Source organism: Phycisphaeraceae bacterium, assembly GCA_019454185.1.
GTDB lineage: Bacteria > Planctomycetota > Phycisphaerae > Phycisphaerales > UBA1924 > JAHBWV01.
In genome coordinates, this window is record CP075368.1 from 216907 (window position 1) to 237320 (window position 20414).

Here is a 20414-nt window from a genome sequence, read left to right on the forward strand (position 1 = left end):
CGGATCACCAGATGCGTTTCATGGCCCACGGGAGCGAGGCCCTGGCGATGAGGTAGGCGATCAGGGTCTTGAGGATCGTGCCGGGGATGAAGACGACGAAGCCGCCGTAGAGCGCGTCGCGGATGGAGAGCGAGTTCACGGCCTCGCTTGCGTCGAAGCGTCGGACGAGATAGAGCCAGGGGACGCCGATCGCGAAGATCGCTGCGTGTCCGAGGAGAGAGCCGAGGACGATGCCGCCCCATCCGCGCGCCGAGCCATCGGGCCTTCTGACGCACGCGGCGATGATCGGCTGGCAGACGACGAAGCCGACGAGGTAGCCGCCGGTCTGGCCGAGGACGACGCCGAGGCCCGCTTCTCCCTTTGAGAAGACGGGGGCTCCGATCGCGCCGATGGCGATGTAGGCGAGCATGCCGCACGTTCCCCAGCGTGGCCCGAGGTGGAGTGCTGCGAGGATGACAACAAGGGTCTGGAGGGTCTGTGGGACGCCGAAGGGCGGGAGGGGGAAGGCGATCTGGGCCCCGATCGCGGCCAAGAGTATGTAGAGGCCCATGAGCAGGGCGCGCAGGTGTGCCGCGGAAAGGGAGGTGCTGGCGAGTTGTCCGCTCAGGGGCTGGCCGGCCATGGGTGGGAGGGTAGTCGGGATGGGGGTCGGAGCGGCACTGGAGCTACTCGGAAGCGTCTGACCTCGGCACCGCGAGGTAGAAGCGAGCGACGGTGAGTTCGGTCTGGCGGCCGCTGTCCCAGCGTGCGATGTATACGCCTTCCATCGTGCCCCATTCGGTGCGGATCGGGCAGTACGAGGCGTAATGGAACGACTCTCCGGGGGCGATGTGGGGCGTGAGGCCGATGACGCCCTCGCCCTCGACCTCGTGGGCCTCGCCGTCGGACTCGATGATCCGCCAGCGGCGTGCGAGGATCTGGATTCCCTCGGACGCGTTGTTTCGGACATCGATGTGGTATCCGAAGACATAGCGCGGCTCTGAGGGGTCGGACTGCTCGGGGAGATAGCGGGGCGTGACATTGATCGTCACGTTCTCGGTGGTGTGTTCTGAACCGTGCCTTCCTTCACGCATCCTGCATCCTCGGCGGTCGTCTTTCCCAGCATACGCCGGATCGGGGCGGGCGGCGTCGGGTGAGGGGCGGGTGAGGAGCGGGTGGGGGCGGGGCGATGGTGTTCTGGGCGTGTGGAGTGGCTCGGCACACGACAAGGGGTGATTGAGAAGGACTGGCGACCCCTTTACACTGTCGTGCCCATGCGCGACCCCCGAAAGCTGTTTCCGGTTGTCCTTCTGGCCGCGTCGTTCGCGTGTGCGGATGCCGCGCTCGGACAGGCGCGGGAGTTGAAGCTGGACGAATCGGGTGAGTTCCAAGAAGGTGAGAGGCCGGCGGAGGGGACGGACGAGGCGCTGATCGGCCGTGCCCGTGAGCTGATCGCGAACAACCGTCCTTCCGAGGCGAGGTCGATTCTCTCGAAGTGGATCGACGAGAACGCGAGAGAGGACCATCCGCTGCTTCCCGAGGCGTACCTGCTCCGGGGGGATGCGATCATGGCGGGGGGGAACGAGTACAAGGCGTTGTACGACTACGAGGCGGTCATTCTGCAGTATCCGTCTTCGCCGGAGTTTGTGACCGCCTTGGAGCGGGAGTTTGACATCGCGCGGTTGTACCTGAACGGTCTTCGCCGGAAGTTTCTCGGCATCAGGATGGAGAACGGCGGTCCGATCGGCGAGGAGCTTCTGGTGCGGATCCAGGAGCGTCTGCCCAAGAGCCAACTTGCGGAGAGCGCGGCGATCGAGCTTGCCGATTATTACTACCGCACCCGCGAGATGGAGATGGCCGCGGAGATGTACGGCATCTTCCTCGTGAACTTTCCTGAGAGTCAGTATCGCAAGAAGGCGATGCAGCGCCGGATTTATTCGAATATCGCGAGGTTCAAGGGTCCTCGGTACAACGCGGCTCCGCTGGTCGAGGCCCAGGTGTTGGTTGAGGGATTCTCGCAGACCTATCCGCTTGATGCGCAGGCGGCGGGCCTGAATGATGCGCTGGTGGCGAGACTCGACGAGTCGCTGGCAGCGCAGATGCTGGAGACGGCGCGGTGGTATCTGCGTCAGAAGGATGAGGCATCGGCGCGTGTCATTCTGCAGCGTCTTCTCCGGGAGCATCCCGGCACGCTTGCGGCATCTCGCGGCACGGACATCATGGTCGATCGCGGGTGGCTGGGAGCGACGAAGCCGGAGGTTCCTGCTGAGGGCGGCGGTGAGGATCGGGGGGCGGCGGACGCCGCGGGCTTGTGAACGAGAGAACCCTACGAGTCTGTGCGGGTTTGGCGGTTGCGCTGCTCTTGGGGGCGTGCGTGAGCGGGTGTGCATCCGATCCGACGCAGGGGTATTCGACGCGTTCGACGTATGACGAGAGCGTGCGGTCGGTGTCGGTGCCGATGTTCGACAACGAGACGTACGACGTCGGTCTTGAGGCGTCGCTGACCGAGGCGATCATCAAGGAACTGCGGCTGATGACGCCGTGGATCGTGACATCTCCGGGGAATTCCGAGACGACGCTCTCGGGGGCGATCACGCGGTCGGACATGATCGCGTTTTCGAGAGAATCGGGGATCGGGCTGGTGCAGGAAGTGGGTGTTCGTCTGACGGTGAGCTTTGAGTGGGTGGACAATCGCACTGGCGAGACGCTGGTGGCGAGGCGGAACTTCACATCGGTCGAGCCGTTTGTTCCCTCGCGACCCTCGCGGGAGCGTCTGGATGTCGGGCAGCAGGCGGTGATCCAGGAGCTTGCCCGGGACATCGTCGCCGAACTTCGTTCGAACTGGTAGTGCCGAATGCCTAGCGTTAACCTACCCTGTGTGTTTGGCCTGTGTGTTTGAGGGTCTGTGTGATGAACCCGTGGGTTGCGGCATCCGAATGAATGGATAGCACGAACGGCATCCGGACGAGTCTGGGCCGATCTCGCCTGACGGGTCGCGTGGGGCGAGGATTCGACGGAGACAGGTACGAACAGACCAGAAGTGAGCGCGATGAGCAAGCCCGAATCCAAGCCGAGCAACCAGCCAAGCGGTGACCAGGGACAGGGGAGCGGGCCTCGCCCGGGCGGGCGGCCGCAGGCGGCGGCGGTGCCACCGTCGAAGGGTCTTTTCGGTCTGGTCGCGGTGTTGCTTGTGGTGTTGATGCTTTACATGGTGCTCTCGTCCGGGAGCGAGGGGAAGTCGATCACGCTTGCGGAGTTTGAGACGCGGTATCGCGAGAAGCAGATCGACCCGGAGAGCGTGGTCATCCGCGACGATGCGATCGTGGCGCGGCTGCTGCCGGGGGCGGATTCGAAGGTGCCGACGACGGTTCGCGTGACGCTGAACTCGGCGACGAAAGAGCCCTACACGAACGCGGTGCTTGAGATCACGGGTCGGAAGGTCCACACGCGTGCGCCCTCTCCGTTCCTGCCTCTGTTGCTGTGGTTCGGGCCGTTCATTCTGGTGTTGCTGGTGCTCTGGTTCATCATCTCGCGTGGGCTGAGGAACGCTTCGAATGCGGGGGGGATGCTGGGGAACTTCGGAAAGAGCCGCCACCGGACGCTGTCGAAAGAGATGACGGGGATCACGTTCAAGGATGTTGCGGGGATCGACGAGGCAAAGGATGAAGTGACGGAGATCATCGAGTTCCTGAAGAACCCCAAGCGGTTCACGAAGCTCGGTGGGCGGATCCCGCGCGGTGTGCTGCTGATCGGCGAGCCGGGGTGCGGCAAGACGCTTCTGGCCAAGGCGATCGCGGGCGAGGCGGATGTGCCGTTCTACTCGATCTCGGGGTCGGACTTTGTGGAGATGTTCGTGGGCGTGGGCGCGTCGCGCGTGCGCGATCTCTTCAAGCAGGCGAAGGAATCTGCGCCGTGCATCATCTTTCTGGACGAGATCGATGCGGTGGGGCGTCGGCGCGGCTCCGGCTTCAACCAGGGCGGGCACGACGAGCGAGAGCAGACGCTGAACGCGATTCTGGTTGAGATGGACGGCATCACGAGTTCGGACGGCGTGATCGTGATCGCGGCGACGAACAGGAACGATGTGCTGGATCCTGCGCTGGTGCGTCCCGGTCGTTTCGACAGGCAGATCACGGTGCCACTGCCTGATGTGAAGGGGCGTGTCGAGATTCTGTCGGTCCACGCGAAGAAGGTGAAGCTCGGCCCGAATGTCGATCTCGAGCGTACTGCTCGCGCGACGCCGATGTTCTCCGGCGCTGAGCTGGCGGCGGTGATCAACGAGGCCGCGATCTCGGCGACGATGAAGAACAAGGACTTCATCGAGCAGGAGGATCTTGAGGAGGCACGTGACAAGATCAAGTTCGGCCGGGCGCGGAAGAGCCGCGCGGTCGACAAGGACGAGAATCGGGCGACGGCGTATCACGAGGCCGGGCATGCGGTGCTGCAGGCGCTGCTGCCCAACGCCGATCCGTTGCACAAGGTCACGATCATCCCTCGCGGCCAGTCGCTTGGTTCGACGATGTCGCTGCCGGAGAAGGACCGGCTCGGCTACGGCAAGAAGTGGCTGCTGGCGACCATGCGTGTGCTGTGCGGCGGGCGGATCGCGGAGGAGCGGGCGACGGGCGACACGTCTTCGGGCGCGGCGATGGATATCTCGATGGCGACGCGTCTGGCGCGGACCATGGTGCTCGAGTGGGGCATGAGTGAGCGTCTGGGCTTCGTGCGTTACGCCGGGCAGGACACTCGCGACTTCTTCGCGCCGGACAAAGAGTATTCGGATGAGACGGCACGTCTGATCGACGATGAGGTGCGGCGTTTCGTTGACGAGGCGTATGCCGATGCGCAGCGGCTGTTGAACGAGAACTGGGATAAGGTCGATCGGGTTGCGCTCGCGCTGCTCAAGCACGAGACGCTGAACTCCGACGAGGTCGGGAAGCTAATGCGGAATGAGCCGCTCTCGAAGCCGACGGTGGCGGACCTGCTTGCTGCGGAGGCGGCCAAGAGCGAGCCGCCCGCTTCGACGCGACCGCCGGTTGCGCCCGAGTCTCCGGATGTTCCTCCCGGCGCGATGCCCTCGCCGGCGTGAGGCGTGTGCCTTGTTCTTTCACTGTGGTGCTGTCACTTTGAAGCGATGAACGAGCCGAATCGTGCGGGCGTGCGTCTGTGCGCGATGTTCGCGGCGGGAGGCAGCCGGCGCGCCGGTTGTACGAGTCGCTCTGCGATCTGGATCGCGTTGAGTGCGGCGCCCTTGCGGATCTGATCGCCGCTGAGCCAGAGGCACCAGCGCGTGCAGCGGCCTCGCCCGTCGAAGCCCGCGCCGGGATCAGGCCGGATCCGACCGACCAGGACATCGTCGATGCCGGAGGCCTTCAGGGGTGTAGGGAAGGCGTTGGCGGCACGATCGTCGATGATCGAAACGCCTGCCGCGGAGGCGAGGGCGAGTCGGATCTCGTCTTCGTGAGCGGGTTCGCGGAGTTCGATCACGACGGATTCGCTGTGGGCGCGTTCGACGGGGACGCGGATGCACGTCGGTGTGATCGAGACCCTTGAGTCGCCCCAGATCTTGCGGGTCTCTTCGATGAGTTTTTTCTCTTCGGTATTCAGCCCTGTTTCGGGGTCGATGGCTGAGTCGTGGCTGAAGACGTTGAAGGCGCAGGGCTCTCTGAAAGCTACGGGTGTTGCCTCGCGTCCGGCGAGGGACTCCCGGGCTTGCGTGCGGAGCTCTTCGATGGCGGCGAGGCCCGCGCCCGAGACGGCCTGGTATGTGGAGACGACGAGTGACCGGACGCCGAAGCGTCGGCGGAGCGGCTCGATCGCGACGAGGAGGAGGATCGTCGAGCAGTTCGGGTTTGCGACGATCTCTGCACCCGCGTCGAGCAGTGCTCCGTTGACCTCGGGTACCACGAGCGGCACGGTCGGATCCATGCGGAAGGCGGAGGAGTTGTCAACGACGAGCGAGCCGCGTTCAACGGCGATCGGCACGAATCTGCGGGCCGTATCGGCATCGGCGCAGAAGATCGCGACATCCGCGAGGTGGAACGTTCGCTCGGCGCTGCGTTCGTCGAGCGCGACGACGGTCAGCCCGGCCGATCCGTACTCCACGCTCGCTCCGGCGGATCTCTCCGAGGCGAGGGCGATCACCCGCTCTGCGGGCACGCCTCGCTGGTGCAGGACCGTGAGCGCCTCGCGGCCGACCGCTCCGGTCGCACCGACTACAGCCACTGTGCATGTCTGAATGGGCATGGGGAAGTACCTTTGTCGAAGTCACGGAGTCACGAAGTCACGGAGTCACGGAGTCGCGAGGGCAGGGGAACGTGAGGAGGCAACGTGCTCCAGCACGTCGGCAAGCACTGATTCGGCGGTGGGCCAGCGTCCTGCGCCGCGTCCGTAGACGGTGTACGCCTCGCCCGTCGCAATCCGCACCGTGACGGCGTTCCACTCGCGCTGGACACGTCCCAGCGGCTCGGTCGCGTCCACATGTCGGATGCGCACCGTGGCGCGGATCGTCCCATCGCGTGCTTTCGCAACAGTGGCGACGTGGCGAATGACGTGGCCCGCGTCGAGTCTCTTGATCGACTGGTCGATGGTCTCTTGGCTGAGCGGCTCTCTCTCGATCGTTGATGGGTCGAGGGTGATGTCCCACGCCTCTTGAGCGAGCACGCATAGTTTGTCGCCGGCGTCGCGTCCGTCGAGATCGCGTGAGGGGTCCTGCTCAGCGAAGCCGGCGGCTTGCGCACGCCGCACGGCATCGCTGAAGCTCTCTCCTTCTCCGACTCGGCCGAGCACAAAGTTCGTGGTGCCGTTGAGCACGCCGGTGATCTCAAGGATCTCTCCGAGTTCGGCTGCGTGCGCGAGGGCTTCGAGCGCGGGCGTTGCGCCGCCGACGGCGGCGCTGTATCTCAGCGTGGTGCCGGTTGAAGCGGCGATTGCCCGCAGTTCATCGCCGTGGGTCGCGATGACCGCCTTGTTCGCGGTGACAACGTCTTTGCCTGCGCGGAGGGCACGCTCGATCGCGTGGCGTGCGATCTCTGTGCCGCCGATGGTCTCGATGATGAGGTCGCAGTCCAGTTCGGCTGCGCCGAGGGGGTCGGTGGTGAGGAGGTGCGGCTCGACGCCGGAAGCGATCGCCTTGGCGATGTCGCGGACGGCGACGGCGACAACATCGAACAGATCCGGGAGGGCGATGAGGCGCTTGTAGACACCAAGCCCGACGGTGCCGCACCCGAGGAGGACGACGCGTGTCCGAGGCGTGCGATCGCGGGTCGGAGCGGGATCGAGCGACTCGTTGGTGTCTGCGACGAGGGTGGCGCGGTCCTCCAGGGCGGCCCCGACCTCGAAGCTCAGCCCTTTCTCTTTGGCGTAGCGCACGGCTTTGTGCTGGACGATGCCGCCATCGAGGGCGAGTGCTCCGTCCCAATGGAGATGGGTGAAACGGCGTGGCCTCTCTCCATCCGTTCCGTTTGCGGGATCGAACTCGTAGAGCCCATCGACATCCTTGACGAGGCGGCATGTGGTCTTGCTTGCCCCTGCGGCGATGAGGCGTTCGGCCACGAAGAGGGCGGTCAGGTCGGAGCCGCCTCTGCCGAGGAGTGTCGTGCGCCCTTCGGTGTCGCGTCCGATGAAGCCGGGCAGCACGACGACGGGGACGCGGTTGAGTGTGGAGAGAATCCGGGGTGCATCGATCGATTCGGGGAAGCCATCGACGACCGTGCCGCTGGTGAGGAGCGAAACGGAGGCGGCGTCGAGGATCTCGACGGGCAGCCCTGCGCGGTCGAGCGCGAGCCCGAGGAGGGCGGCGCTGGTCTGCTCACCCGTGGCGAGGAGCGATGCGTACGCGCCGGCGTGGAGCGAGTCCGGCGAGTCGGCGTAGGCACGAGCTTGCGCGATCAGCGCGTCGGTCGTCCCCTCCAGGGCCGACACCACAGCCACCACTCGCTTACCTCGGCGCACCCAGCGATACACCTCGTGGACGACGCGCGCGATATCGGCCTCGTTGCGCAGCACGGAGCCGCCGAACTTCAGCACGACGACGGGCAGATCGCGGCTCTCTGCGGAGCGTTGATTCAGACATTCGCCAGGCATGATGCCCTCCCGGCTGCGGAGGCGCACACGTCGGCCTCAAGGTCCACGATACCCTCGGTATCGTGAGCGATCGTGATCGCTTGTTCGAGATCCTCGATGATGTCGTCGGCATCTTCGATGCCGACGGAGACGCGGATCAATCCATCGGTGATGCCGACGGCGATGCGCTGTTCGCGCGGCACGTCGGCGTGGGTCATCGAGACGGGGTGTGTGATGAGGGTCTCGACGCTGCCGAGATGTTCGACGAGAGAGCAGAGGCGCACGGAGTTCAGCACGCGGGCACCTGCTTCCGCGCCGCCCACGACCTCGAAGCTGAGCACGCCTCCGTGCAGGACTTCTCCGCCGATCTTCGCGTGCTGGCGCAGGGCCAGATCGTGCTGGGGGTGGCTCTTGAGTCCGGGGTAGTAGACTGCGCTCACGAGCGGGTTCGCGGCGAGGCGTTCGGCGACGCGTTGGGCGTTCTTCGAGTGGCGTTCGATCCGGAGCGGCAGGGTCGAGAGCCCGCGTCCGGTGAGGAAGGCCTGGAACGCGGCCTGGATGGATCCGGTGCACTTGCGGATGAAGCGGACGCGCTCGACGAGTTGTTCGTCGCGTGAGACGACCGAGCCGCCGATCGCGGTTGAGTGTCCCTCGATGTGCTTGGTGGTGGAGTAGACCGTGATGTCGGCACCGAGATCGAGCGGGCGTTGGAGCACCGGCGTCAGGAAGGTGTTGTCCACCGCGAGCAGCACGCCGGCGTTCTTGGTGATGCGAGCGATGGCGGCGATATCGGTGAGTTTGAGCGTCGGGTTGGCGGGGGTTTCGATGAAGACGAGTCGGGTGTGGGGCGTGATGGCGCGTTCGACATTCGCGGGATCGGAGGTGTCGACGAAGGTGCCGCTGATGCCGAGTTCGCTGAGCAACTGGCGGACGAGGCGGACGGTGCCGCCGTAGATCGCATCGCCGCAGACGACGTGGTCGCCGGCGCGGAGGGTGGCGAGGAAGAGGGCGGTTTCTGCGGCGAGTCCGGTGCCGAAGCAGACGGCGGGTGCGGCGTTCTCGAGGGCGCCCAGGCGTCTTTCGAGTTCGGTGACGGTGGGGTTGGAGACGCGCGAATAGGCGTGTCCCTTGTTGATGCCCACCTCGTCCTGGACGTAGGTTGTGGACTGGACGATCGGGGTGACGAGCGAGCCGTGTCCGGGGTCGCAGGAGCGTCCGCCGTGAACCGCGATGGTTGATGAGAACGAAGACATGCCGTGAACTCCTCACGGCATCAATCGCGGAACTCGCAACGTGGGGTGACGCGAACGATCGCGTCTTGTTTGCCGGATCCCGTTGGACGGTTCCGGCCGCATCGGTCCCCACGTTGGGGAGTTCCTCGGCACCGCGGCAGGTGTGCTGCTCGGTTGCCGCCCGGACACCTGGATGGGTCCGGGGCTCTTGATGCTGGTGAGAAGTTAACCGCGCTTCGGGAAGAGTCAAGCCAATATGGCGAGAAAACCGGAGAACTTCACGCTATCGCGGGGATGAATCGTCGGTACGCTCTTCATATGGGTACTGCACGCCTGATCTCCTGGTCCGACCTTGCGATCGATCGTCCGATGCCGCTGATCGATCGGAGGCGGATCATCGGTGAGCACCTGATGGTGTCGGAGGTTCTCCTGCACAAGGGGTTCGCACTGGCATCGCACGCGCACGGGAATGAGCAGTTCGTGGTGGTTGTTTCGGGGCGATGTCGTTTCGGTGTCGGGGCGGAGGGGACGGCGGAGCATCGGGAGATGATCGTGGAGGCGGGGCAGGTGCTGGTGTTGCCGCCGGATGTGCCTCACTCGTGCGTTGCGCTGGAGGAGACGCGGATTCTCGACTTGTTCAGTCCGCCGAGTGCGACGACGGGTGTGGATCGCTCGTAGGGGGTTTCAGCCGAGTGTCGAGAGATCGCGCCAGTAGGTCGGGTAGGTTTTGTTCACACACGCGGGATCGCGGACGAGCACGTTCGGGCGGCGGAGGCCGATCAGCGCGAGCGACATCGCCATGCGATGATCGTCGTATGTGTCGAACTCGACGCGCGGCACGGATGCGGTGCAGTCGACGCCCGATGCGGGAGGGGTGATGCGGATTGCGCCGGGGTCGCCGAGGTAGTTGGTCTCGACGCGTACGCCGATCTTGGCGAGTTCGGTTTCCATGGCCGCGATGCGGTCGGATTCTTTGACGCGGAGCGTCTGGAGCCCCCTGATGATCGACGCGCCCCTTGCGAAGCACGCGACGGCGGCGAGTGACATCGCGGCGTCGGGCATGTCGGTCATGTCGGCGGCGATGGAGCGAAGCTCGGCGGGGCCGGTGCACGCGATGCCATCGGCGTGGCGTTCGACGTTTGCGCCCATGCGTTCAAGGAGGGAGGGGAATGAGGCGTCTCCCTGCAGGGAGTCGGCTCCCAGCCCTCGGACCATCGCGGACGAGCCGGGGACGATTGCTGCGGCTGCCCACCAGTAGGTCGCGCTCGACGCGTCGGGCTCGATCGACAGATCGAAGCCGGGCATGCCGGAGTGGGAGCCGTCGCCGGGGCCGACACGGATGACGCGCAGATCTTCTGACGATTGGACGCTCGCGCCGAGGCGTTCGAGCAGGCGCAGACTCATCCAGATGTAGGAGGGGCTGGTGACGGTGGCGGAGTGGCGGACGGTGAGCCCGCCGGAGATCCAGGGCGCGATCAGCAGGAGGGCGGAGACGAACTGGCTCGACTTCAGCGAGCCGAACTCGATCTTGGGCGAGGAGAGATCGAAGTCCGGGGGTGTGATGCGGACGGGCGGGCAATCCGGCGTGCCGAGGTGCTGGATCCGGACGCCGAGGGCGGCGAGCGCGCCCGTCAGCTCACCGATCGGGCGCTGGCGCATGCGGGCGTTGCCGTCGATGACGATGGGGATCGGCGAGAGGACGGAGGCGGCGGCGAGGAACCGGGTTGCGGTGCCGGCGTTGCCGAGGTCGAGGGAGAGTTCGCGTCCTTCGGGCTTCCATTTTCCGGCGACGCCATCGACTCGGAGTGTGTCGGTTGATTCGCGCTCGATCCCCGCGCCGAGACGCCTGAGGGCGTCGATCATGCGTGCGGTGTCGTCTGCCTCGATGAGCGATCGCCGGATGATGCTCTGGCCTGTCGCGAGCCCCGCGAGGAGCAGGGCTCGGTTCGTGAGCGACTTGGAGCCGGGAGGGGTGAGAAGGGCGTTGAACGGGCGCGTGTGAGGGCGCACGGGCATCGGATCGGCGAGGGCCGGGGCACGGTGTGCTTCGGTTTGCGGGCCCTGGTTCATCTCTCGTCCGTTGACGGCGCTTCGTGCTCGGTGGCGGCCGGCGTGGCTTTACTCGACTTCTCGCCTGAAGACCGCGACGACATCCTCGACGGGGACGACGAAGAGGCGGTTGTCCCCTTCGAAGTCGACGGGGACGCTGTTCTTCGGGTGGAAGAGGACGCGGTCGTACTGCTTGATGGGATAATCCGCGTCGCGCTCGACGTGTGCGCTGATGGCGACGACGCGCCCGGTGATCGTGGGGATCTCCACCTTGTCGGGGAGGTGGATGCCGGTCTTGGTCTGCTTCTTGTCCTCATCCTTGCGGATGAGCACGCGCTTCCCGAGGGGCTCGACGATCTCCAGACCCGGTGAGGACTTGCGCGAGGGCTGCGGCTTGCTCGTCATAGATCGAACTCTAGGGACGTGCGGATCGGCCGGGGGGCGGGGGCACGATTCCGCGTTGGTGCTGGTCCGCCGGCGCGATTGGGCCGATATCCTCACCCGCCGCTGCGCGGCTAGAGGAGCGACCCGTGGATCGACTCGCATCGCTTATCCGCGAAGTTCCGGACTTTCCGCGTCCGGGGATCTCGTTCAAGGACTTCACGCCGTTGCTGGCTGATCCTGCGGGGCTTGCGCTCGCGGTGGAGTTGATGGCGAACCCGTATCGCGGGAAGCGGATCGAGTTGGTGGTGGGGGCGGAGTCGCGCGGGTTTATCTTCGGGATCGCGATCGCCCAGGCGATCTCGGCGGGGTTTGTGCCTCTGAGGAAGCCGGGGAAGCTGCCTCGCAAGGTGATGGGCGTGGACTATGCGCTTGAGTACGGCACGGATCGGCTGGAGATGCACGCCGACGCGGTCGCGCCGGGGCAGCGGATCCTGATTGTGGACGATCTGCTCGCGACGGGCGGGACGATGCTCGCGGCGTGCCAGTTGGCGACCAATCTCAAGGCCGAGATTGTCGGGTGCACGGTGCTGATCGAGTTGGCGTTCCTGGGCGGGCGTGAGAAGCTGAAGCCGTACGGTGAGTTGCACTCGGTGATCAAGTATTGAGTCACGGTATCGAGCGGCGATAGATCATCAGATGTTCGTGTGCACGCTCGTGGTTGGAAGGCCCATGTCCCTGCGTGGGCTGTCTGTGTTGCCACGCGGTGCGTGAAGACAACACAGAAAGGCCGCGAGGTCAATAACAAAGTCCGCCCCAGCGGAAGCCGGGGCGGACTTGGACATTTGTGGAGAAGAGTGGCCTCAGTGGGCTCTTTCGAGCCAGTGAAGGCCAGTCATGCTCAGCGACGACGACGGCCAGCGACCAGACCACCGAGGCCGAGGAGGGCCATGGAGGCGGGGGTCGGGATGATCACGTCGAAGGAGCCGATCGCGAACTGAACGGTGTGGGTGGAAGCGGTGCTGGTGAGGCCCGAACGGCTCTGGGTGCCGGAGGCGCCGATGTAGACGTTCAGCACACCCAGGGGGGAGATGTAGTCGACGATGGAGAGGGAGACGGTGTAGTTCGCGGCAGCGGTGCCGGAGTCGGTGAAGGTCACGGTGCCTAAGAACACGGGGTTATTGAGGTAGCAGCCCGGGAAGGATGGAGGCAACTGGCCAGCTCCCATGTCGAGCAGGTTAGAGCCGCTGGGAATGCCGTTGTTGACGCCTTGGTTCAAGACCGTGTTGTTCACGTTGCCGATGAGCGTGCCGTTCGCGTGACCCAACACGTCGAACTTGAAACCCGCGAATGCCAACCCGCCAGTCACACCGCCGAAGTTCACCCAGAGATCCACACCCACAGAACCGCCCGAGCCGATCGATGGGGCTTGGGGGATACCGGTCACGACCAAGTTCCCAGCGGCGTGAACTGCCGCGGGTGATACGGCGAGAGCGAGAATGGCGAGGGTGCTTTTCATCGAGGGATCTCCGGCGGCGTCAGCGTGCGAGGAGAGAGAAGGGGGTGGGGTATGCCTGGTTTCGGCGTCCATGTGAAGTATGGCCCTCGCTCGTCCAGAACGCCAGCTGCTTCCGAGAAAATGCGGGGCATGCGGGTCAAAAACAAAGTCCGCCCCAGCGGAAGCCGGGGCGGACTTGGACATTTGTGGACAAGAGTGGCCTCAGTGGGCTCTTGCGAGCCAGTGAAGGCCAGTCATGCTCAGCGACGACGACGGCCAGCGACCAGACCACCGAGGCCGAGGAGGGCCATGGAGGCGGGGGTCGGGATGATCACGTCGAAGGAGCCGATCGCGAACTGAACGGTGTGGGTGGAAGCGGTGCTGGTGAGGCCCGAACGGCTCTGGGTGCCGGAAGCGCCGATGAAGACGTTCAGGGAGCCGGCGGGGGCGATGTAGTCAATGATGGAGAGGGAGACGGTGTAGTTCGCGGCAGCGGTGCCGGAGTCGGTGAAGGTGATGGAGCCGAGGTAGGCGGGGTTGGCGTTGTAGGTGCCGCCGAAGCCCGGGGGGAGCTGGCCGCCACCGAAGTCGAGCAGGTTGCTGCCCGAGACGATGCCGTTGTTGACGCCCTGGTTGAACCCAGCGTTGTTGACAGCGCCGGCGAGGGTGCCGTTGGCGTTGCCGATGACGTCAAACTTGAAGCCGGCGAGCGACAGGCCGCCAACGACGCCGGTCCAGTCGGCCCACAGGTCGACCGTCACGGAGCCACCGGGGCCCGTGGAGGCGGCGCTGGGGATGCCGACGAGGACGAGGTTACCAGCAGCGCTGGCGATGCTGGCAGCGCCAGCGACAAGGAACAGAGCGATAGCCTTCTTCATCTGATCGTCTCCTCACTATGGGAAAATTGCTCTCTCTCAACACATACTGGAACGAAGAATCGAAACACAACGTTCCTGACCCAGAGCGAAGATACTGCCCTCTGCTCTCGACTTCAAGCCCCTTTCAGCAAGAAACACCGAAATGCAACAAAAAAATCTCTCGACCGCTCATGGAGCGGCCGAGAGAGTGTTTGATTATCCGATCGCATCCCTTACAGGGAGGCGTTCTTGCTGATTAGCGGCGACGACGGCCGGCAACCAGACCACCGAGGCCGAGGAGGGCCATGGAGGCGGGGGAGGGGATGATCACGTCGAAGGGACGGATCTCGAAGGTGACGGTGTGGGTCGATGAGGTGCTGGAGGTGCCAGCGCGGCTCTGGGTGCCGGAGGCGCCGATGTAGACGTTGAGCGAGCCAGCGGGGGCGATGAAGTCAATGACGGAGAGGGCGACGGTGTAGTCGGCCGCAGCGGTGCCGCCGTCGGTGTAGCTGATGGTGCCGAGGTAAGCGGGGTTGGCGTTGTAGGTGCCGCCGAAGCCCGGGGGGAGCTGGCCGCCACCGAAGTCGAGGAGGTTGGCGCCGGAGACGATGCCGTTGTTGACGCCCTGGTTGAAGTTGGTGCTGTTGACCGCGCCGGCGAGGGAGCCGTTGGCGTTGCCGATGACGTCGAACTTCCAGCCGGCGAGCGAGAGGCCACCGACAACGCCGGACCAGTCGGCGTAGACGTCCATCACCATGGTGCCGCCGGGTCCGATGGACGCGGACTGGGGAACCATCGAGAGGACGAGGTTGCCTGCCGCGCTAGCAGCAGCGGTGAGACCAGCGACAGCGACGAGAGCAACGATCTTCTTCATTTGGAAATCTCCTCACACGATCTTGGGGTTACCCTTGAACAACCACAGGTTGGTCGGGACGAACAACTCGTTCACGATCCAGTGAACAAAGTGCCTCACGTCTCGCAAACGGCAACCCTTTTCACCCAAGTACTTCGCATTTTTGATGAATCGCCCCTTGAGCGGCGCATGGCCAGGGCCTCGTCGGGCCTATCGGACCCTTTCAGAACACGAACAATGGCCCATGTGAGCCAGGACTGCGCACAAGAGGCCTTGAAGGGGGTTTGTGCCTTTGCCGGGGGGAGCCACTCGCTCTGTGGGGAGGCGGGGTTCGGGGGCGGGGCTTATGCCGCGGGGCTTGGCTTATGCTGCGCCGCTCCGGCGGTACCAGGGGGTGATGACCTCGTTATTGGCCGCGGCTCTTGCGAGGGTGCCGAGCGCTCGCGCCAATGCCTCGCCGGTCTCGACGAAGGTGACCCCGATTTCGTGACGCCGGAAGCCGACGCGGCGGATCCAGGCGATCCGGACCGGAGCGAGCATCGGGCCATCCAGAGTCTCGATGGTCATGCTGAATGCATCGCCCTTGCGCACGGGGAGTTTGCCCGTCGCGCGAACGCGAAGCCCCGAAGCGGACAGGTCGAGCACCTCGCCCAGGGTGCAGCAGATATCGTGGCACTTGACGCGGCCGTGCCGACGCTGGTTCTCGGGCGATTGCTCCGGCTTTTTCCAGACCGAGTGCTTTGCCGGGTTGTCGGGTGTGGGGGCGGGCATCGCAACACGTCGTATCGACAGGATGACCCCGGGTGTTCAGCGACCTGAGGGCTTTCCCGGGGTGGACACGGAATAGACGAGCGGCTGATGCGGCAGGAGCGAGCGGTAGGGGTGGTTATCGAACCCTGCGGACGCCGCTGGTCATGCGGGTCTCATAGACAAGCGGTGGGTTGTCGTACTTGAACTCGGTCCTGACGTCGAGTTTGTTGAGTTGTCCGCGCTGGGTGTCCCAGTCGTATTCGCCCTCGTAGGTGAATCCCTTGATCGGCTGGCCCTGATCGGGGGCCTTGGATCTGGCTTTGGCGGATGAGCCGGCCTCACCTTGTGAGCCCGGCGGCTCGATCTTGCCGGAGATGGAGACCTTCGCGCTTGTGCTTGTGGAGCTCTTCAGGCGGTGCGTGGTGATCATGTTCATGCCGAGCCCGCCGAGCGTGTCGGTGCTGGTCCATGTCTCGCGCGGCTTGACCAGGCCTGTGGGGTGGCCCATGGAGAGGAGTTCGCCGAAGGGGATGCCGATGCCGCCGGTGACGGACATGAGACCCCCGAGCCCCGCGTTTGTGAGGGCTGTGTGAGAGCCGGCACCGGGGAGAGTGGTGGGCGCGGAGATGGACGCGATGCGTCCGGAGGGCTCGATCTGGATGAGCACGCTGCTTCCGGCCATCTTGGCGAACGCTTCGAGCGCGCGGGTGTCGCTCTGGTCGGCGTTTCTCGGGCTTTGGGGCTTTGCCGAGTCGAAGTTGATGGCGTTGCCGTCGGTCTCGAGTCGGGCCACGACACGCTCGACGAGGAGCTCGACAGTCGAGCCCTTCTCGGTGTCGGACTCGATGACCTTGAGTTTGAGGTCCAGTTGCTGCTGGATCTTGGATGAGCCGTCGAGTAAGAGCGTGCCGGCTTCGCCCGCTTTGTAGGACGTGGTGGTCTCGGTCCGCATTTCGTAGCGGATTTCCTGGCCTTTTTCGAGTTTCGGGCGCAGATCGATGAGGCGCTCGGTCGTGCTCTGCGCGCTGGCATGCGACGCGGCGCCCGAGACCAGGAGCACTGCGACCATGAGGCGCCCTGGGGAGATCAGCGACGAGAACTTCTTCATGATCGGCTTCATGGTCGGCATTGTGTTGGGCTCCGCGTGGCGTGGTGCTCGTTGTTCGGGAATGAGAGGCGCTGACTGGCTGACCCACTACCGAATCGGGCAAGCTCTGGATGTGAGTACGCAAGAAGCGGTGCATTCCAGCGTGTGAGCACTGCGACATGCTCATGTCGAGGCGTTCTTCACATATCGCAAAGTGCTGCTGTGTATGGCGTTGCGACTTCTTTGCGCGATTTCATTCCGGCCACTGAATCCGGCAGTTTGGTCGTTCTCGAAACTTCGTGCGATAGGGTGAACGCCTCATGTTAAGGGCGGGGTCGGGTGGTTGCTCGGCCTTGTGCTGGTTTCTCTGTCCTGCCACATCGCACAGAAAGGAGCAGTCCATGTCAAGTGTCGCACACGTCTCGTTCCGGGGGAGTCGGATGTCGCGTGGTTTGGGCCTTGCACTGGTGGTTTCGATGGCCGCGGGCCAGGCGTTTGCGGGGACGCTTCGGGTTCCGTCGCAGTTTGCGACGATCCAGAGCGCGATCGACGCTGCGGTTGCGGGCGATGAGGTGCTGGTTGCGCCCGGTGTGTACGTTGAGGCGATCCACCTGCGCGGCAAGGCGATTGTTGTGCAGTCTGAGGCGGGTCCCGATTCCACGGTGATCGACGGGGGCGGGCTCGCTCGGTATGTCGTGACCATCAACAGCGGCGAGACATCACAAACCGTTGTTCGTGGCTTTACCGTGCGAGGCGGCCTGGGCGTCACGGGCGGATCCGGCCCGACCGGAGGCGGGGTGCGGATCGTCTCTTCGAGCCCTCGTCTTGAGAACCTCGTCATTACGGGCAACTCAGGGGTGTTCGGCGGTGGCGTGTCGATCGTGGGGGGAGCACCCGCGCTTCTCGACCTGACCGTTGCGAACAACAACGCGAACAGCGGCGGGGGTATCTACGCGGAGATGGCGAGCACACGCATCGAGGGGCTGGTGGCGACGGGCAACCGCGCGATCAACAACGGTGGTGCGGTCGCGATCACGGGCGGATCCGTCACGATGACGGGAGCGGACCTCGAAGCGAACACGGCGGGCTCGTTCGGCGGTGCGATGTTCTTGAACCACACCAACGCGCAGATCAGCATCGTTGATGCGAAGAACAACGGCGAGATGACGGTTGACGCGTACGGCACGCAGACATTCCACACGTTCGGGGGCGGGGGCGTCTATGCCACCAGCACCACCGGGCGCATCGAGCGTGCGACATTCACCGACAACAAGGCGGCGGCGGGCGCGGGAGTCTACGTCGCGAGCGGCAACGGCCTGACGATCGTGAACACCGTGGTTGCGAGGAACATCGCGGGGATCGGCGGCGCGGGCGTCTGGGCGAACAGCGCGAGCCCGACCATCATCAACTGCACGATCGTGCACAATCGTCCGGGCGGCATCTACACGACTTACAACTCGTTCCCGATCGTGCGGAACACGGTTCTCTCGAAGAATGTCTTCGGTGCCATCACGGGCGTGGAGATCTACGGCAACGGCAACACGTCGATCTCCGACAGCGTGGTGCGTGGCCCGATCCTTGCGGGCGCGACGGTCGGGCCTCGCGTGATCGATGCCGATCCTCGTCTCGATGCGTCTTTCACGCCTCTGGCGGGTTCGCCGCTGATCGACGCCGGGAACAACGGCTTCGTGCCCGCTGATGTGAGAACGGACCTTCGCGGGAAGCGTCGCTTTGTGGATGATCCTGCGACGCCGGACACCGGGACGGGGACATCACCGATCGTTGATATCGGCGCGGTCGAGTTCGTGCCGCCGCTCGCGCCGCGAACATCGACTCATTCTCGTCCGCAGCCGCTTTGAATAGTGAGTGATCAAGCGTTTGAGCTCCCGGGTCGATCTGGCCCGGGGCTCTTTCTTTTCCGTGGCATCGTTGTGGGTGTGGTGGGAGATAGAGAAAAAGGAACGGGGGCACGCTCACACCACGTGCCCCCGGGGGAGAAAGTCGTGCGCCGGCGTCAGGGCGTCGTGATGCATGACGCCGGCAATGTGTCTCTCACGCTCTGCCTATGACTCTCCAGCGAACCGAGATACTCGAACTCGATCGCGTTGCCCGATGCACGACGCCGCACCGTGCGACGCACCCCGACGAGAAACCGACTCGACGATCCCACTTTCAATCCGCGTCGGCACGACGCCTTCCCGAGAGAGCGCACGGAGATCCTGACGCACGGACTGGAGCCGGCGTGTGGGTGAACGCACGTGCGTTGTCGGGGTGGGGGCCATCCGTGCCGCGCGGCCCTCTCTCTCTCTCGCGCGGGGCCCGGCGTATCCGCCGGATCTGTCATGCCTTCCTGGCGCGGACGGGTTCGATGAGCCCGAGTCGCGTCATGAACGCCGACGCCTGCTCTATCTCCCATCGCGTGTAATCGCAGAGGACCTTGGGCTGGTTCGGCGCGCCGAGCAGCTCGATGGGAGCGATGGTCCCTCCGCGGGTGTCGATCTTGTACTCGTCGAGTGCGGCCATGATCGCGTCGGCAGCGTCCATGAGTCGCGCGGGATCGAGTGGAGCGGGCTTGCCCGGCTCCGTGTTCTCTTTGTCTCTTTCATCCTTTCTCATGACCCGGCCCTCCTGCTTTCTGTTTGATGCTGCTCAGGGCTCTCTGTCTCCCGTCCGCTTTGCCTCGGGTGGTCCGCTCACACCACGGACACACCCGTCGATGCGCCATCCTTGCGCATCCTTCGCCAACTTTGGCCAGTACCCGTCGGTTCTCGGGCTCTTTCTGGCCCTTCCTACGCTCTTTGGCTTGCCCACTTTCGCATGGCCACGAGCTTTCCACTCAACACATCACTATTCGATTCGCGTCGTTGAGGGATGCAATTCCGTAGGGAACTCGCCCCTTTTCTTTGTGATTAGGTGAATCGGTATTGCAGCGAAAAAGAGGTGCGGAATCGGCGCGCGTCCGGCGCGTGAGTGTCTCGCATGTGTGCCGCGGCGTTCGGGCTTCGCGACTTCGTGAGTGCGTCACTGCGTCACTGCGTCACTGCGTCACTTCTCTTCCACGCGTAGTCCTTGTCTTTGGAGAGCGCGGTTGCGCCGAGATTGATGCAGCGCCCGCAGATGACCGAGCCCTCGACCCACGGGCTCTCCCACGCGGGATCATCGCGATGCTCGAGGCACATGGTGCAGGTGCGATGGCTCGTTGCCAGCGTGCCAGCATCGAGCAGCTTGCACGCGGTCTTCAGGCAGACGCCGCAGATGATGCTTCCCTGGTGCCCCTCGACGAGCGGGAGATCGTCGGTCCACTCGCGCGCACAGAAGTTGCAGAGCACGTCGCTCTGGTTGACACTCATCGGATCTGCGCCGGGTTTCAGCACGCTCGTTCCTTTCTCTCGCTCGCATCGCTTACTTGGACAGCTTCTGCACCAGTTCGGCCAGGGCCTTGATGTCTTTCGTCCGGAGGACCGCCGCGGCTCGGGCGTCAGCTTCGGGGAACTTCGCGAGGGCGGTTTCCACAGTCTTCCAGAGTTTGTCCTTCTTCTTGTCGGTCTCGGCGAGGTACAGCTCTGAGACCGCTTCCTGGAGTTTCGTCAGGGAGATGGTGTCGAGGTTGCTGTAGTAGCGGTCGACGATCTTGCGCTGGGTTGACGAGAGTTCCTGCTTTGCCATG

21 protein-coding genes are annotated in these 20414 nt (G+C 64.6%); 6 read left to right on the forward strand and 15 right to left on the reverse strand.

What is annotated here, in order from left to right; all coding sequences use genetic code 11:
• Positions 1-4: 4 nt before the first annotated feature.
• Both KF838_00855 and apaG read right to left on the reverse strand, forming a co-directional pair.
• Complete coding sequence (locus tag KF838_00855) at positions 5-622, reverse strand: biotin transporter BioY (protein QYK48417.1); 618 nt, start codon at positions 620-622, stop codon at positions 5-7.
• Positions 623-665: 43 nt separating this feature from the next.
• On the reverse strand, positions 666-1073 hold the full coding sequence (apaG, locus tag KF838_00860; protein QYK48418.1) for a Co2+/Mg2+ efflux protein ApaG: 408 nt from the start codon (positions 1071-1073) through the stop codon (positions 666-668).
• A gap of 180 nt (positions 1074-1253) precedes the next feature.
• On the opposite strand from apaG, the gene bamD reads away from it, so the two are divergent.
• The 3 genes from bamD to ftsH all read left to right on the forward strand — a co-directional run bounded on the left by bamD (position 1254) and on the right by ftsH (position 5065).
• Entirely contained in the window at positions 1254-2294 is a 1041-nt protein-coding gene (bamD, locus tag KF838_00865) for an outer membrane protein assembly factor BamD (protein ID QYK48419.1), read from the forward strand.
• The gene (locus KF838_00870; protein QYK48420.1) at positions 2291-2827 is read left to right on the forward strand and encodes a hypothetical protein; all 537 of its coding nucleotides are present in this window, start codon (positions 2291-2293) and stop codon (positions 2825-2827) included. Before bamD ends, KF838_00870 begins: the two co-directional genes overlap by 4 nt.
• 201 nt (positions 2828-3028) lie before the next feature.
• The gene (gene ftsH, locus KF838_00875; GenBank protein QYK48421.1) at positions 3029-5065 is read left to right on the forward strand and encodes an ATP-dependent zinc metalloprotease FtsH; all 2037 of its coding nucleotides are present in this window, start codon (positions 3029-3031) and stop codon (positions 5063-5065) included.
• Positions 5066-5097: 32 nt separating this feature from the next.
• Here the strand turns inward: ftsH and KF838_00880 are convergent, their stop codons facing one another.
• The 3 genes from KF838_00880 to KF838_00890 are packed head-to-tail and all read right to left on the reverse strand — an operon-like array spanning position 5098 to position 9293.
• Entirely contained in the window at positions 5098-6222 is a 1125-nt protein-coding gene (locus KF838_00880; protein ID QYK48422.1) for an aspartate-semialdehyde dehydrogenase, read from the reverse strand.
• Between the two features lie 45 nt (positions 6223-6267).
• On the reverse strand, positions 6268-8061 hold the full coding sequence (locus tag KF838_00885) for a homoserine dehydrogenase (GenBank protein ID QYK48423.1): 1794 nt from the start codon (positions 8059-8061) through the stop codon (positions 6268-6270).
• Positions 8043-9293: a PLP-dependent transferase gene (locus KF838_00890; protein QYK48424.1), complete on the reverse strand. Its 1251-nt coding sequence runs from the start codon at positions 9291-9293 to the stop codon at positions 8043-8045. The genes KF838_00885 and KF838_00890 overlap by 19 nt, the downstream gene beginning before the upstream one ends.
• Before the next feature lie 297 nt (positions 9294-9590).
• Here KF838_00890 and KF838_00895 point away from each other — a divergent pair, with 297 nt between their 5' ends.
• Positions 9591-9950, forward strand: coding sequence for a cupin domain-containing protein (locus KF838_00895; GenBank protein ID QYK48425.1), 360 nt, complete (start codon positions 9591-9593; stop codon positions 9948-9950).
• Between the two features lie 6 nt (positions 9951-9956).
• Here the strand turns inward: KF838_00895 and aroA are convergent, their stop codons facing one another.
• Both aroA and KF838_00905 read right to left on the reverse strand, forming a co-directional pair.
• Positions 9957-11342: a 3-phosphoshikimate 1-carboxyvinyltransferase gene (gene aroA, locus KF838_00900; GenBank protein QYK48426.1), complete on the reverse strand. Its 1386-nt coding sequence runs from the start codon at positions 11340-11342 to the stop codon at positions 9957-9959.
• A gap of 48 nt (positions 11343-11390) precedes the next feature.
• Positions 11391-11726: a co-chaperone GroES gene (locus KF838_00905; protein ID QYK48427.1), complete on the reverse strand. Its 336-nt coding sequence runs from the start codon at positions 11724-11726 to the stop codon at positions 11391-11393.
• A gap of 125 nt (positions 11727-11851) precedes the next feature.
• Here KF838_00905 and KF838_00910 point away from each other — a divergent pair, with 125 nt between their 5' ends.
• Positions 11852-12370, forward strand: coding sequence for an adenine phosphoribosyltransferase (locus KF838_00910; GenBank protein QYK48428.1), 519 nt, complete (start codon positions 11852-11854; stop codon positions 12368-12370).
• A 233-nt stretch (positions 12371-12603) separates the two neighbouring features.
• Here the strand turns inward: KF838_00910 and KF838_00915 are convergent, their stop codons facing one another.
• The 5 genes from KF838_00915 to KF838_00935 form a co-directional block, all read right to left on the reverse strand.
• Complete coding sequence (locus tag KF838_00915) at positions 12604-13221, reverse strand: hypothetical protein (GenBank protein ID QYK48429.1); 618 nt, start codon at positions 13219-13221, stop codon at positions 12604-12606.
• 239 nt (positions 13222-13460) lie between these two features.
• Positions 13461-14078, reverse strand: coding sequence for a hypothetical protein (locus KF838_00920; protein QYK48430.1), 618 nt, complete (start codon positions 14076-14078; stop codon positions 13461-13463).
• 235 nt (positions 14079-14313) lie between these two features.
• Positions 14314-14931, reverse strand: coding sequence for a hypothetical protein (locus KF838_00925; GenBank protein QYK48431.1), 618 nt, complete (start codon positions 14929-14931; stop codon positions 14314-14316).
• A 342-nt stretch (positions 14932-15273) separates the two neighbouring features.
• Positions 15274-15681, reverse strand: a complete 408-nt coding sequence (locus KF838_00930) for a PilZ domain-containing protein (protein ID QYK48432.1) — start codon at positions 15679-15681, stop codon at positions 15274-15276.
• A gap of 115 nt (positions 15682-15796) precedes the next feature.
• Positions 15797-16780 carry a hypothetical protein gene (locus tag KF838_00935; protein ID QYK48433.1) on the reverse strand — a complete coding sequence of 328 codons (984 nt, stop codon included), beginning with the start codon at positions 16778-16780 and terminating at the stop codon, positions 15797-15799.
• Positions 16781-17148: 368 nt separating this feature from the next.
• Here KF838_00935 and KF838_00940 point away from each other — a divergent pair, with 368 nt between their 5' ends.
• Complete coding sequence (locus tag KF838_00940) at positions 17149-18606, forward strand: hypothetical protein (GenBank protein QYK48434.1); 1458 nt, start codon at positions 17149-17151, stop codon at positions 18604-18606.
• Positions 18607-19087: 481 nt separating this feature from the next.
• Here KF838_00940 and KF838_00945 read toward each other — a convergent pair whose 3' ends face one another.
• From KF838_00945 to KF838_00955, 3 genes are all read right to left on the reverse strand, one after another.
• Entirely contained in the window at positions 19088-19363 is a 276-nt protein-coding gene (locus KF838_00945) for a hypothetical protein (protein ID QYK48435.1), read from the reverse strand.
• A gap of 413 nt (positions 19364-19776) precedes the next feature.
• Entirely contained in the window at positions 19777-20121 is a 345-nt protein-coding gene (locus KF838_00950; protein QYK48436.1) for a hypothetical protein, read from the reverse strand.
• Between the two features lie 28 nt (positions 20122-20149).
• On the reverse strand, positions 20150-20413 hold the full coding sequence (locus KF838_00955; protein ID QYK48437.1) for a hypothetical protein: 264 nt from the start codon (positions 20411-20413) through the stop codon (positions 20150-20152).
• Between the last annotated feature and the right edge of the window lies 1 nt (position 20414).

Excerpts from the sequence above, each read along its gene's own strand:
- KF838_00905 (QYK48427.1), bottom strand. The coding sequence starts at position 11,726 with ATGACGAGCAAGCCGCAGCCCTCGCGCAAGTCCTCACCGGGTCTGGAG.
- KF838_00925 (QYK48431.1), bottom strand. The coding sequence starts at position 14,931 with ATGAAGAAGATCGTTGCTCTCGTCGCTGTCGCTGGTCTCACCGCTGCT.
- aroA (QYK48426.1), bottom strand. The coding sequence starts at position 11,342 with ATGAACCAGGGCCCGCAAACCGAAGCACACCGTGCCCCGGCCCTCGCC.
- KF838_00895 (QYK48425.1), top strand. The coding sequence starts at position 9,591 with ATGGGTACTGCACGCCTGATCTCCTGGTCCGACCTTGCGATCGATCGT.
- apaG (QYK48418.1), bottom strand. The coding sequence starts at position 1,073 with ATGCGTGAAGGAAGGCACGGTTCAGAACACACCACCGAGAACGTGACG.
- bamD (QYK48419.1), top strand. The coding sequence starts at position 1,254 with ATGCGCGACCCCCGAAAGCTGTTTCCGGTTGTCCTTCTGGCCGCGTCG.
- KF838_00920 (QYK48430.1), bottom strand. The coding sequence starts at position 14,078 with ATGAAGAAGGCTATCGCTCTGTTCCTTGTCGCTGGCGCTGCCAGCATC.
- KF838_00885 (QYK48423.1), bottom strand. The coding sequence starts at position 8,061 with ATGCCTGGCGAATGTCTGAATCAACGCTCCGCAGAGAGCCGCGATCTG.
- KF838_00935 (QYK48433.1), bottom strand. The coding sequence starts at position 16,780 with ATGAAGCCGATCATGAAGAAGTTCTCGTCGCTGATCTCCCCAGGGCGC.
- KF838_00880 (QYK48422.1), bottom strand. The coding sequence starts at position 6,222 with ATGCCCATTCAGACATGCACAGTGGCTGTAGTCGGTGCGACCGGAGCG.
- KF838_00930 (QYK48432.1), bottom strand. The coding sequence starts at position 15,681 with ATGCCCGCCCCCACACCCGACAACCCGGCAAAGCACTCGGTCTGGAAA.
- KF838_00915 (QYK48429.1), bottom strand. The coding sequence starts at position 13,221 with ATGAAAAGCACCCTCGCCATTCTCGCTCTCGCCGTATCACCCGCGGCA.
- ftsH (QYK48421.1), top strand. The coding sequence starts at position 3,029 with ATGAGCAAGCCCGAATCCAAGCCGAGCAACCAGCCAAGCGGTGACCAG.
- KF838_00890 (QYK48424.1), bottom strand. The coding sequence starts at position 9,293 with ATGTCTTCGTTCTCATCAACCATCGCGGTTCACGGCGGACGCTCCTGC.
- KF838_00940 (QYK48434.1), top strand. The coding sequence starts at position 17,149 with ATGTCAAGTGTCGCACACGTCTCGTTCCGGGGGAGTCGGATGTCGCGT.
- KF838_00855 (QYK48417.1), bottom strand. The coding sequence starts at position 622 with ATGGCCGGCCAGCCCCTGAGCGGACAACTCGCCAGCACCTCCCTTTCC.
- KF838_00945 (QYK48435.1), bottom strand. The coding sequence starts at position 19,363 with ATGAGAAAGGATGAAAGAGACAAAGAGAACACGGAGCCGGGCAAGCCC.
- KF838_00955 (QYK48437.1), bottom strand. The coding sequence starts at position 20,413 with ATGGCAAAGCAGGAACTCTCGTCAACCCAGCGCAAGATCGTCGACCGC.